11 protein-coding genes are annotated in these 12,583 nt (G+C 70.1%); 7 read left to right on the top strand and 4 right to left on the bottom strand.

What is annotated here, in order from left to right:
* Positions 1 to 49 precede the first annotated feature (49 nt).
* From ACQP1V_RS26115 to ACQP1V_RS26095, 5 genes are all read left to right on the top strand, one after another.
* The gene (locus ACQP1V_RS26115) at positions 50 to 685 is read left to right on the top strand and encodes a TetR/AcrR family transcriptional regulator (protein WP_433412586.1); all 636 of its coding nucleotides are present in this window, start codon (positions 50 to 52) and stop codon (positions 683 to 685) included.
* A gap of 254 nt (positions 686 to 939) precedes the next feature.
* Positions 940 to 1,473, top strand: coding sequence for a hypothetical protein (locus ACQP1V_RS26110; RefSeq protein WP_433412584.1), 534 nt, complete (start codon positions 940 to 942; stop codon positions 1,471 to 1,473).
* A gap of 44 nt (positions 1,474 to 1,517) precedes the next feature.
* The gene (locus ACQP1V_RS26105; protein ID WP_433412582.1) at positions 1,518 to 2,534 is read left to right on the top strand and encodes a hypothetical protein; all 1,017 of its coding nucleotides are present in this window, start codon (positions 1,518 to 1,520) and stop codon (positions 2,532 to 2,534) included.
* Between the two features lie 22 nt (positions 2,535 to 2,556).
* Entirely contained in the window at positions 2,557 to 3,891 is a 1,335-nt protein-coding gene (locus ACQP1V_RS26100; protein ID WP_433412580.1) for a Dyp-type peroxidase, read from the top strand.
* A gap of 53 nt (positions 3,892 to 3,944) precedes the next feature.
* Positions 3,945 to 4,814 (top strand): bile acid:sodium symporter, encoded by an 870-nt coding sequence (locus ACQP1V_RS26095; protein WP_433412578.1) that lies wholly within the window; start codon positions 3,945 to 3,947, stop codon positions 4,812 to 4,814.
* A 38-nt stretch (positions 4,815 to 4,852) separates the two neighbouring features.
* Here the strand turns inward: ACQP1V_RS26095 and ACQP1V_RS26090 are convergent, their stop codons facing one another.
* Entirely contained in the window at positions 4,853 to 5,545 is a 693-nt protein-coding gene (locus ACQP1V_RS26090) for an alpha/beta fold hydrolase (RefSeq protein WP_433412576.1), read from the bottom strand.
* A 178-nt stretch (positions 5,546 to 5,723) separates the two neighbouring features.
* Between ACQP1V_RS26090 and ACQP1V_RS26085 the strand changes: the two genes are divergently transcribed.
* Positions 5,724 to 6,749, top strand: coding sequence for a LacI family DNA-binding transcriptional regulator (locus ACQP1V_RS26085; RefSeq protein WP_433412574.1), 1,026 nt, complete (start codon positions 5,724 to 5,726; stop codon positions 6,747 to 6,749).
* Between the two features lie 89 nt (positions 6,750 to 6,838).
* On the opposite strand, the gene ACQP1V_RS26080 is transcribed toward ACQP1V_RS26085, so the two are convergent.
* Positions 6,839 to 9,232 (bottom strand): glycoside hydrolase family 3 protein, encoded by a 2,394-nt coding sequence (locus ACQP1V_RS26080; RefSeq protein ID WP_433412572.1) that lies wholly within the window; start codon positions 9,230 to 9,232, stop codon positions 6,839 to 6,841.
* A 187-nt stretch (positions 9,233 to 9,419) separates the two neighbouring features.
* Here ACQP1V_RS26080 and ACQP1V_RS26075 point away from each other — a divergent pair, with 187 nt between their 5' ends.
* Positions 9,420 to 10,013, top strand: a complete 594-nt coding sequence (locus ACQP1V_RS26075) for a TetR/AcrR family transcriptional regulator (protein WP_433412570.1) — start codon at positions 9,420 to 9,422, stop codon at positions 10,011 to 10,013.
* Positions 10,014 to 10,181: 168 nt separating this feature from the next.
* Here ACQP1V_RS26075 and ACQP1V_RS26070 read toward each other — a convergent pair whose 3' ends face one another.
* Complete coding sequence (locus ACQP1V_RS26070; protein WP_433412568.1) at positions 10,182 to 11,420, bottom strand: MFS transporter; 1,239 nt, start codon at positions 11,418 to 11,420, stop codon at positions 10,182 to 10,184.
* A 160-nt stretch (positions 11,421 to 11,580) separates the two neighbouring features.
* Positions 11,581 to 12,486, bottom strand: coding sequence for a 5'/3'-nucleotidase SurE (surE, locus tag ACQP1V_RS26065; RefSeq protein WP_433412566.1), 906 nt, complete (start codon positions 12,484 to 12,486; stop codon positions 11,581 to 11,583).
* Between the last annotated feature and the right edge of the window lie 97 nt (positions 12,487 to 12,583).

Here is a 12,583-nt window from a genome sequence, read left to right as displayed (position 1 = left end):
GCGCGACAGCCGGAGAAGTCAGCAGCAGCGAAGGATTCGTGGTCAGCCAATGCCGATCGAGATCGACATCACCGAGCGTCTGGAGCAGATCGCCGAGGCCACGCTGCGCGTAGCCGAGCGCGAGGGGCCCGGGGCGATCACCATCCGGGCGGTCGCGGCCGAGCTCGGGGGCTCGACCGCCGTGGTCACCAACTACCTTGCGACCCGCTCCGACCTTCTGGTCAACGCCATCCGCCACGCCCAACGCGGATGGCGGGAGGACCTGGACAGCCACGTCAACCCGCACGAGGGGGCGCAGCGCCTGCGCGCGTACATGGCCTGGTCGTCGGGCACCGTCGGCCACGACCGCGCGGTGCGGCAGATATGGCTCGACGTCGCCGCCAAGGCCGAGTCGGGCAGTGCGGCGTTCGAACTGCTCCGCCAAGATGCCGTGGAGCATCACCGGATGCTGCGCGCTGCCGTGGCCGAGGCGGGCGTGCCCGACGCCGACCTCGCGGCGGACGTTCTCTACCTGATGCTTCGCGGCTTCTACTTCGCCAGCACCGAGGACCCCGAACGGTGGACGGATGAGCGGGTCGGCACGGCCATCTCCCGGTTGACCGATCTGTTCATCGCCGGACTGGGAACGCGTATGGACGGCGCGGGCGAGACCCCCGCCAAGGCGGACGGAGCATCGGAGCGGTAACCGGACACCGCACGGCGGAACGCAGCCGCCCTCCCGGAACCGGTTCCGGAACTCGCGGGTGACACGCCGGGCGAGCTGCGCGTGGCGCGGGCGGTGCAGGGTGGGCTGAGAGTGCCACGCCGCCCTGCGGCGATCTCCGGAACGTAAAAGACGATCACCCAAAACACCAACAAATGCGGTGGCAGATGTGCCGATTCGGTTGAATTCGTCCCATAGTGTGGGGTCCTCCCTTGATAGACGACGGAGGAGCCGGCATGGAAATCAAGCCACAGGCAGTTGTCATTCCCAAGGAGACCGACCAGCTCGAGCAGGGGAAATACGGCCCTGTCTTTCCGAGGACCCCGGCGTGTTATGGGTTCACCATCATCGCGAAAGTGAAGCCCGGCCGGGCCGACGCGATCCGCAAATACGGCTACACGCTCGCCAAGGCGTTGGAGGGCGATCCGTACCTTCTCGCGCCGCTCAAGCTGCACTATCTGCGCTGGGTGCTCTTCGACGACGACACCCGCTTCATGTACCAGGGCATCTTCGACACCGACTTCGACAAATACACCGAAGACGCCATCGCGCTGTTCACCAAGTCGGGCGTGAGCACGGCTTTCGAGAACCTCGAGGGATTTCCCGAGGACTGGAGAACCAATCCCGAGGCGTTCATCAGATTCGTTCGCGCGCACCACTGCCCGAGCTTCATCGAGTACGGGGAATACCCGTACGTCACCGCCGACGAAGTCAAAAAGGCGCTGCGGATCAAGAGCGCTCTGTCGGAGATGCTCGACCAGCTGCAGTGATATTCGACCCCGCCGCCCACATACCCCTGTAGATCGGAGACGTGATGAGTGAGTTCAGGACCGCCCGTACCTACAACCAGAACCATGTGCCGCGCGATTACACCCCCGGACGCCGACGCGTGAGCATCTACGTCGCGTGGAGCTACCCGGCCGAGGCCGGCCGGAACCCGGCAGAGCTCGACAACCGGTTCTCCACCATGACCGAGGTCCGGCGCGTGGCCTGGCCCGCGTACGAGGACCCGAAGTGGTCCGACCCGATGCAGTTCCAGCAGGGCATCGCCGGGACGCTGGAGCTGTTCTTCTGGGCCTGGGTGCCGTTCCAGCAGTTCGTCGAGGAGACCACCGGACACCCGGTGCCCGTGTACCAGCGGATCGATCAGGCCGGCTTCCGGACTCCGCTGGATGAGCGGGTGCTGGCGGACACCGACACCCTGTTCGTGTTCGGGCTGGACCACATGATCACCGGACAGGAGGCCGCGCCCGAGGAGATCGAGGCGCTGCGGCAGTTCGTCGACCGGGAGGGAACCTGCCTGGTCCTGGGGCCGCACCACGACGTCGGGGCCTCCGACGACCTCGCCGTACGCGATATGGAGTACCACCATCACGGCGACCTCCTGGTCCCCCGCCAGCAGCGGTTCGGCGAGTACACCCGCTCCTTGATGCGGGGGCTCGGAGTGCCGGTGGAGAACCGCTACGGGCTGCGTCCCGCGGCACAGGGACCGGGCAAGATCGCTCCGCTGTCCATCGCGAGGGATCTGGACACCAAGGGGTGGCTGGAAGGGGTGACGACCTTCAACTTCCACCTGCACCTGCCGCACTACGCCGTGACGACGGACGACCCGGACGCCGTCCACGTGCTGGGCAGGCAGCCGATCGACCTGTCCAAGCCGCACCCGTTCACGGAGGCCGGCAACACCGAGTTCAACATGTTCCTGTGGATGCCCCCGACCGGCGCGCGGGGCGGCGACATAGTCCTGGCGGACTCCACGATCTTCAGCTCGCTGTTCGGCGGCGACGAGAGCCTGCGCAACTTCTGGAGAAACATCGTCTCGTCCAAGTAGTGCCGCGGGGAGGAGGTTATCCGTGACCGAACAAACACATGCCGCGCTCGAACTCGACGACATCCAGCGCGGGGTTCTCAGCCCTCGGCCGACCCCGTACGCGGCGACATACATCCTGTTCCGCATCGACGACCGCGCGCAGGGGCGGGAGCTGATGCGGCGCATGAGCGAGGTGGTGACCGCGGCCACCGACTCGATGAGTCCCCTGGGCGAGACCTGGGTGAGCATCGCGCTCACCTGCCCCGGCCTCAGAGCGCTGGGCGTGCCGCAGGAGTCCTTGGACACGTTCGCCTGGGAGTTCCGGCAGGGAATGGCCGCACGGGCCACCGCGCTGGGCGACGCCGGCGAGAGCGGCCCCGCGAACTGGGAACCGCCGCTGGGCACGCCCGACGTCCACGTGGTGCTGGTGGCGCTCGCGCCCGACGGCGCCCAGCTCGAAGCGGCGGTCGATCGCGCCCGCCCGGCGTTCCGGAACCTGCCCGGTGTGGTCCCGATCTGGCGGCAGGACTGCTACGCGCTGCCGACCGAGACCGAGCCCTTCGGCTACCGTGACGGCATCAGCCACCCGGCCGTCGAAGGCAGCGGAATCGCCGGGTCGAACCCCTTGGAAGCGCCGCTCAAGGCCGGAGAGTTCGTGCTGGGCTACCGCGACGAGCTCGGCGGCGTCCAGGCCCCGCAGCCTGAGGTGCTGGGACGCAACGGCGCCTACGTGGCCTTCCGCAAACTCCACCAACGTGTCGCCGCGTTCCGGCGCTATCTGAAGGACAACTCCACCGGTCCCGACGACGAGGAACTGCTCGCGGCCAAGATCATGGGACGCTGGCGCAGCGGCGCTCCGCTGGCGCTCAGCCCGCTGCGTGACGATCCCGCCCTCGGCGCCGATCCACGCCGCAACAACCGTTTCCTCTACGAGCGGGACGATCCGGCGGGATTCACGACCCCTCCCGGCTGCCACATCCGCCGGGCCAACCCTCGGGACGCCGCGGTCGCGGGGGCGCCGCGGCTGCACCGGATGATCAGGCGCGGCACCGTGTACGGCCCTCCGCTGCCCGAGGGGGTCCTGGAGGACGACGGGGCCGACCGCGGGCTGATGTTCACCTTCATCGGAGCACACCTCGGGCGGCAGTTCGAGTTCGTCCAGTCCCAATGGATGAATGACGGCGTCTTCTTCGGCGCCGGGGACGCCAGAGACCCGGTAGTCGGGGCCGGCGACGGCGCCGGTGAGTTCACGATCCCCCGGCGGCCGGTACGACGGCGGCTGCGCGCGCTGCCGCGGTTCGTCGTCGCACGCGGCGGCGAGTACTGCTTCATGCCCGGGCTGAGCGCCCTGCGCTGGCTCGGTGATCTCGAAGACTGACGCGCGGCGGCGGACGCCGCCCGGACACGGCCGCCATCGGGGGACAGGGGCTCATGGATACGCTGCATCTGCTGTTCAACGCGGTCACCGTGATCTTCATCGCGACCACCATGTTCGCCGCCGGTCTCGGAGCCACGCTGCCGGAGTTGCGTGCCGTCCTGGCGAATCCGCCGCTGCTTCTACTGGCGCTGGCGGCCAACCTGGTGGCCGTCCCGCTGCTCGGCTGGGGCGTCGCCGCGCTGTTCGGCCTTCCCAGGGCGCCCTTGACAGCGCTGGTTCTGGTCGCGTCGTCACCGGGTGGACCGTTGGGGGCGAAACTGGGCATGGTGCAGAAGGGGGACGTGGTCGCGGGCGCGGCGACGCAGGTGCTGCTCGCCGCCGCCGGAAGCATCACCTTCGGGCCGACGGCCAGCGGCATCCTCGCCGCAGCCGCGGGGGGCGGGGGTATCTCTCTCGACGTGGCCGCGCTGGTGCGGACCGTGGCCATTCTGCAGCTCGTCCCCTTCGCCGTCGGACTGGTACTGCGCCACTACGCGCCGCCCACCGCGCGATCGTGGCATCCCGTCGCCGCCAAGGTCTCGAACGTGACGTTCCTGATCATGTTGGCGGGCATGCTCCTGGGCAGCTGGCACGACATCGTCGCGCTGCTCGGCTCGCGAACCCTGCTCGCGGGGTTCGTCCTGGCCGTCTGCGCGTTCATCGCCGGCACGGTGCTGGCCACCGGATCGCCGACGCGCCGCACCACTATGGGAAGCGTCGCGGCGGTGCGTAACGCGGGGCCCGCGCTGGCCGCCGTCGGCATCTCCTTCGGCAATGAGCCGGCCGTCCTGGGAGCGCTTGCCGCGGTGCTGCTCAGCGGCCTGGCGGCGGCCATACTGATCGCCGCGGTGCTCAGCCGCAGACGGAGCGGTGGCACCGCCTGAAGATGGCTCGGCGGCTCGGGGCGGCGCGGCTTCGCAGTTTAGATCCAGCCCTCGAGGCCGGCCATGAAGTCCTCGAAGAGGTGGCGGTGGATCGTGTGCTCGGCGCCCTTAACCACGCGCGTCTCGAAGCCCTTCGCGGCGAGGGCCTCGGCGAACTCGGGGGAGACCAGATCGCTCGGGTCGGCCAGCTGGACCAGCGACGGGACCACCGGCTCGGGCGTGAAGTCCGTCCCGGTGAACGAGCTCAGCGCCACCGCGGTCGCCGGGTCCCACTTGGCCAGCATCTCGATCTCCAGCGCGCATTCCTCGGCGGACCAGCCGGGATGGAACTGCCCCACCGTCTCCACGGTCTGGTCCTTGAAGGCGGCCATCATCGCGCCCAGATCCACGCCCTCGCTCTCGGGCAGGCGGAACCCCGGGTCGGAGTAGACCGCCCGGCCGGGCATGAGCCGCTCGATCGCGACCGCCAGGGTGAGGCCGCCGAGCGAGTGGCCGATGGCCAGGTCGGGGTTCGCCGGAACCGACTCCAGCACGCTCTGCGCGTACAGCTCCGGGGTGTACTCCAGCGCGCGCGAGCTGTCGCCGTGGCCGGGCAGGTCCACCGCGACGACCCGGTAGCCGCGTTCGGCCAGCGCCGGGCCGACCCGCCACCAGCAGCGGGAGTCGGCCATGATGCCGTGGATCAGCACGGCGACCCGGTCACCGGAGCCCCATTCGCGGGTGTGCAACATCGGTTACCTCACAAACATGATCGGCGAATTGCGACCGCGCCGACGGGATGGCGCCCCCGCAGGTCGATCCCCGACAGCCGGTCGCTTATACGTATAAGCATTGCTAGCACTGTCTGCGCGCGGGGGCAAGGGCGGGGCGCGGGTCGACGTCCGCTCGCCGTAATCCAGAATGGTGTCGATGTCCGCCAAGCCGCCCACCAGTCTCGACGTCGCCCGCGAGGCGGGCGTCTCTCAGGCGACGGTGTCGTACGTCCTGAACAATCGCTCGGACATGCGCATCAGCGACGAGACGCGGTCCCGCGTCCGGGAGGCCGCCGACCGGCTCGGGTACGTGCCGCACGCCGGAGCCCGGACACTGCGCACCGGGCACAGCGGGCTGGTGCTGGTGCCGCTGGTCGACATTCCCTACGGCCCGCTCGCCGTCGGCCTGATGGAGGGGTTGGATCGCGAGCTCAGCCGGCTCGGATACACCATGATCCAGTACGGCGCACGCCGCCTGAAAGGCGTGGCCGCCGCCCGCGCCTGGGCCGGGCTGCGCCCGGTCGCGGTCCTCGCCCCGGCCGACCGGCTGACCCGCCAGGCCGTGAACGTGCTGCGTGCCGCGGGGGTCAAGGCGGTGATCGGCATCGGCGGTGTGGCCAGGTCCGCCGAGATGGTCTCCACCATGACCATGGATCACGAGGCGATCGGGGCCACCGCCGCCGACCATCTCCTCGCCCGCGGCAGCCGCACTCTGGCCGCCGTCGTCCCGGCCGAGGACGGCCTGCGCGACATGGGCGTGCTCCGGGCGGCGGGCGTGCGCCGGGTGGCCGCCGCGCACGGCGTGCCGTACACCCAGGTGGGCCTGGCCTTCTCCGAGGCCGCGGCCGCCGCGGCGCTGGACGCCTGGCGGGGCGCGGGCGGCGTCGGGCAGGCACGGGCCAAGCACGGCGTGTTCGCCTACAACGACGACTACGCGATGCTGCTGATGGCGGTGCTCGCCGACAACGGGGTCTCCGTGCCCGGTGACGTGGCGGTCGTGGGGTGCGACGACCTGCCGTTGGCGCGACTGCTGCGCCCCCGGTTGACCACCGTCCGTCTCGACGTCACCACCGCTCCGGCCGTGCTCGCCCAGACCGTGGAGGAGATCGTCAAGAACGGCGAGACCACGCGGCGCCCGCTCGCCCTGTGGAGCCACACCCTGGTCGAGCGCGACTCCACCTGAGATCACGCCGCCGGGGACGGGGCGGGCCGTCAGTGAGTGGACAGCACGCCGAGTGCCACGACTCCGGCGGGAGAACCTCGCTGTGTCTCCTAAAGGGTCAGGGCCGTGGTGAGGCGGATGTCGTCGAGCGAATGCCCGGTCTGGAGCACGTAGTCCCCGGATACCAGGCGCCACCCGTCCGGGCTCCAAACCTCGGCCGCGCGGCGCGGGATCTCCACGGACACTTCGGCGGTCTCGCCGGGGCCGGCCTCGGCGACGACGAACCCGGCCAGCCAGCGTGCGGGCCGGGACTCGTCGGGCGTCGCCTGCGCGAGGTAGACCTGCACCACCTCGCGGCCGGGGCGGTCGCCGGTGTTGCGCACCCGGACGGTGAGCGTCGCGTCGGCGTACTCGGCGGATTCGTAGTGCCAGGTCGTGTATCCGAGGCCCGCTCCGAACTCGAAGGCGGGAGCCCTGCCGGACCGCTCCCAGGCGCGGTAGCCGACGAAGACGCCCTCCTCATAGCGCAGCATGCCGTCGACGGGGGTGACGTCGATGACCGGGCAGTCGGCCAGCACCGCGGGCCAGGTGGTCGGCAGGCGGCCGCCCGGCTCGGTGCGGCCGAGCAGCACGTCGGCCAGCGGGTGGCCGCCCTCCTGCCCGGGAAACCAGGTGAGCAGGACGGCCGCGACCTCGTCCCGCCACGGCATCTCCACCGGTGAGCCGGCGTTGACCACGACGACCGTCCGCGGGTTGGCGGCGGCCACCCGGGACACCAGCTCGTCCTGGCGGCCGGGCAGCTTCAGCGATGTGCGGTCGAAGCCCTCGCTCTCCACCTCCTTCGTCGTCGCCACGACGACCACGGCGACGTCCGCCGCCGCGGCGGCCCGTACGGCCTCCTCGATCAGCTCGTCCGGGCCGAGCGACGGTTCCCGGTGACCGAGGGTGGCGCCGACGAAGGGGAACGACAGCAGCTCGGACCGAGGCACCGGGTGTTCGAGGCGGACGTCCACCGGCTCGCCGGCGGCCAGCTCCACGTCGACGACCGTGCGTGGCGGCGCCATGAACACCGCGACCGGGTCGGCGCCTTCCGGGGCCATCGTCTCGTCGAAACGGGTCCGCCCCCCGACGATGAGCCGGAAGCGGCCGACCCCCTCGATCGAGAACCGGTGGACGCCTCCGAACTCGGGAGTGAACGTGCCGGTGATCTCGACGCCGCGCAGCTCCGCGAAGGCGACGCCGTCCGGCATCTCGCCGAGCCACTGGATCACCCCTTCGGGCAGCGGGACGTCACCCAGCACCCGCCCGTCCTCACCCCGGCACACCGCGCGCAGCGGGAACCGCGCCGGATTGAGCCGGTCGCTCGGGTCGGCGCCGCGGGCGTACGCCATCGGGACTCCCGCGGAGACGAGCCCCTCGTACGGCGACACGATATGGGAGGGGAAGACCTGGGCGCTGCCGCCGCCCATCACGCGGGCCTCCTTCGCCGCTCCTCCGATGAGGACCACGCTCGTGTCCGGGCCGAACGGCAGCACGCCGTCGTTGCGCAGCAGGGTGAATGACGCCGCCGCGACCTCGCGGGCCAGCACCTCCCCGTCGACGGCCGGGAGGGGGTCGGTTCGGGGCGCGCCCTCCAGGGCGCCCACCCGGCGGGCCAGGGTGAGCACCCGGCGCGCATGCTCGTCCACGACCTCCTCGTCCAGCTCGCCGGCCCGTACGGCCGCCGCGAGCGCCGGGCCGTACACGGTGATGGGGCCGGGCATGGCGATGTCGAGCCCGCCGAGCGCGGCGCGGACTGTGTCGCGGGCGGCGGTCCAGTCGGAGACGATGACGCCGTCGAACCCCCACTCGCCGCGCAGGACTCTGTTCTGCAGCTCGTCGTGTTCCGTCATGGTGGGGCCGTTGACGCTGTTGTAGGCCGCCATGACGCCGAACGGACCCGCCTTCTTCACCACGAGCTCGAAGGGCGCCAGGTAGAGCTCGCGCAGGGCGCGTTCGCCGATCAGGACGTTGGCGGTCATCCTCTCGGTCTCGGAGTCGTTGGCCACGAAGTGCTTGACCGTGGCGGCGACGCCGCCCTCCTGCACTCCGGTGACGTACGCGGCGGCGATCTCGCCGGTCAGCACCGGATCCTCGGAGTAGCACTCGAAGTGGCGCCCGCCGAGGGGCGAGCGATGCAGGTTGACGGTCGGCGCCAGTAGCACGTGCACGCCCTTTCGGCGGGCTTCCTGGGCGAGCAGGTTGCCGACGCGGCGGGCCAGCCGCACATCCCAGGTCGCGGCGAGGGCGGTCGGGCTCGGTAGGGCGATGGACGGGTCGTCGGCCGTCCATTGGGTTCCCCGGACGCCGATCGGTCCGTCCGACATGACGATCTGCTCCAGGCCGACGCCGGGCGCCGCGGGTAGGCGCCACATGTCCTGTCCGGCCAGAATGCGCGCCTTGGTGTCGAGGTCGAGTTTGCTCAGCGCCTGTTCGACGATGTCGTCGTGCTCGGTTGCCGACACGGTCAGCGAACCCCCTCGATATGAGTGACCAGAACTGTGTCCACGATCACGTCGATCTCCCTGGACCTTGCCGTGACCCGCTTCCTCCGGAGTATGCCCATGACTACCGAATAGTCGGTAGGTTGCGATATGTAATCGTTATGTCCACTGATCGCGTTAGGCTCGGCGCGACGAGAGGAGTTGACGCATGGTGCGGCGCCGAGGATCACGTGAGAGCCGGCGGGAGGAGATCCTGCTGGCCGCGCTCGACGTGTTCGCCGAACGCGGCTACACGGGGGCGTCGATCGCGTCGATCGCCGAACGGGTGGGCCTCAGCCAGCAGGGTGTGCTGCATTACTTCCCCAGCAAGGACCGGCTGCTCGCCGAGGTTCTGCGGCTGCGCGACGAGCGCAACCTGGACGTGCTCGTGCTGCCCGGTGAGGGAGGAGCGATCACGCTGGACACCGTGGCCGCACTGGTCGAGTACAACGCGCAGCGCCGTGGCATCGTGCAGTCCTTCACCGTGCTCTCCGCGGAGAGCGTGATCGAGGACCACCCGGCCAGGGACTTCTTCAAGGAGCGCTACGGAACCTCCCGCGCCTGGATGGCCGAGGTGATCCGCGCCGAACTCGGCGACGAGCTGCCCGCCGGCCTCACGCCCGAGCAGGCCGCGCCGCTGATGTTCGCGGTGATGGACGGACTCCAGCTCCAGTGGCTGCTCGCCCCCGATGAGATCGACATGCCGGGGCTGTTCCGCGCCTTCCTCTCCCTTCTGAGAGCCCGCCAATCGGTCTCCGGATAGCACTCCATGCGGCTTGTGCTCGCCGCGAGGGCCACCGCCCGCGCGGCGGCGACCGATGCGGCGAGCGCAGCGTCAGACACTTCGCTCTCCTCGGCGGAGATGGTCTGGGGCCGACGACGAAGCGACGCGGCGTCGCCACGGTCGTCGCCCCGATCCCGACAGTACGGCTCAGCGGACCGACCTGACGGGGAGCGCGGTCAGCGCCCCTACGATCGCCACCACGGCGGACGCGATGAAAAGCGTCGGGTAGCCCCCCAGGCCGATGAAGAGCGCGGCGGCGAGCGGCGCGATCATCTGCGGCCCGGCATTGGCGACATTGAGCACCCCCAGGTCCCTGGCGGCGCTCTCCGGGTTGGGCAGGACGAGGGTGACCAGGGCGGTGTCGACGGCGTAGTAGGCGCCGAAGCTCACCCCGTTGACGGCCATGAAGATCATCATTCCGGTCCAGGTGGGCGACAGCAGCAGGATCAGCGTGGCCAGCCCGGTGACCGCGCTGGAGATGAACACGAACATCCGATAGCGCTGCAGCTTGTCGGCCAGCGGCCCGCCGATCAGGGTGGCGATGACGGACGCGATCGTGTTGACCATGGTCAGGGTCGCCACGCCTCCGACGGCTGTCACGCCCGGGGGGAGCGGGATGTAGTCCTGGAGGATGTAGAGCTGGAACATCAGCACCATGAAATAGCTGAGGTTCATTAGCGCGCGGCCGACGAACACCCACATGAAGTCGCGGTGCTTCAGGGCGGACACGAAGTCCGCCAGCGCGGCGAGCGGCTTCCTGCGCTCCCTGACCACGACCTCGTACTCCCCGGGACGGGGATCCCGGCTGAAGAGCACCAGGAGTACCGCCGCCGCGACGACGCCCCCGCCCAGCAGCAGGTAGCCCGCGACCGAGCCGATGTACGTGGCCGCGACCTGGGTGCCGACGATGGCCGCGATCGAGGTGGCGATGCCGGCGACGGCCGAGGCGGTGCCACGCAGTTCCCTGGGCACGCGGTCGGGGACGATGGCCGTGAGCGCGGCCTGGAAGAGGTTCATCATGGCCTGGGCGATCGACCAGGCGACCAGGATCACGACGATGCTGCCGGCCGTGCCGAGGAACCACAGCGCGGCGAAGGCGCCCAGAGCGCCGCCCAGCAGCCAGGGGTTGCGGCGGCCGAACCGGGAGCGCGTGCGGTCGGAGAGCGCGCCGCCGATCGGGTTGAACAGGGTGGCGAAGATCGCGCTGACCGCGGCGACGATGCCGGCGTTGGACACCTTGCTGACGGGGTCGGCGGCCTCGACGGCGGTCTGCACGAGCGGGCCGCCCACCCCGAAGTAGACGGCGAACATCGCGGTGTTGGCGAGGAACAGGAGCCCGAAGAGGCCGGCCTGGCGGGTCCCCGGGCGAGAGGTCCTGACGGTCATGATGCTCCAAGGGGAGTGATCGGCATCAGTGATTGCGACGTGGTCAAAAGACGGGAGACGTGCTTCGCGCAGCGGCCCGCCTCGTGCGGGAGCCGTACCGGGGACTGGCGGGGTCGGAAGAAACGCAGGCGAGCGGCCGATCCGAAGCGGTTCTCCGAGATCAGCGCAGACCCGCCAGACGGGCGGCGGTCGCGGCGTAGGTCGCCGGGCCGGCCGTCCAGTCGGCGTCGATCGGGGTGATGCTGACCTGGCCCTGGGTGAGGGCGGCGAGATCGCTCCTCGCCTCGCCCTCGGTCTCCGCGTAGGAGACCTTCATCGTGTAGGTGTCACCGCCACCCGCCTTGTAGGCCACGCCGAACAGCTCCTCGCGGGTCTGCCGGGTGAACGCGATGCCGGTGGGCGAAGCCAGACCGGGACGCGTCGGATAGTTGACGTTGAGACCGGCGTGCTCGGGCAGCAGGCGACCGCCGCGCGCCGTGTGCTGAAGCCGCGCCACCAGCCTGGCGATGAAGTCCGCGGTGGCCGGCATGTTGGCGATCGTGTTCTGGGTGTTCACGAAGTCGAACTCGGTGCTCACCGCGATGGCCGGCACGCTGAGGTCGATCGCGGTGACCGCCGCTCCGACGGTGCCGGAGTTGTTGACGATGCCGCCGATGTTCTGCCCGAAGTTGGTGCCGGAGACGACCAGGTCGACCTTGCCGCCCGCGAGGACGTGGCCGAGGCCGAACAGGACCGAGTCGGCCGGGGTCCCGTCCACGGCCCAGATCTTGTCGGACACCTTCTTGGCGGTGATCTGATGGCCGTCCTCGACGGTCCGCTTGGCGCTCGCGCCGCTCTGGTTGGCGGCCGGGGCCACGATGGTGACGTTGTGTCCCGCGGCGGTGAGCGTGTCGAAGACGGCCTTGATACCCGGAGCGCTGTAGCCGTCATCGTTGCTGAGCAGGATGGTCAGCGGCCTGGCGGGCTCAGAACGCGGGGCGGAGGCGACGGCGGAGGCGGTCGGGAAGGCGGCCGTGGTCACGGCTATCGCGGCCAGGAAAGCGGCGCGTCGGCGGCTCGGTTTCATGGGGGGCTCCGAATCTCGCGAGGGGATATCGCTGACCAGGAGCATGAGTTATCAGACCGAGTACTCGGTAGATCTTGTTATCAGTTTGTTGCATACA

Origin of the sequence: Microtetraspora malaysiensis, assembly GCF_050947145.1 — a bacterium.
Taxonomy (GTDB): Bacteria; Actinomycetota; Actinomycetes; order Streptosporangiales; family Streptosporangiaceae; genus Microtetraspora_A; species Microtetraspora_A malaysiensis.
Note: the sequence above shows the minus strand (reverse complement) of the source record. Positions and strands in the feature narration are given on the sequence as shown.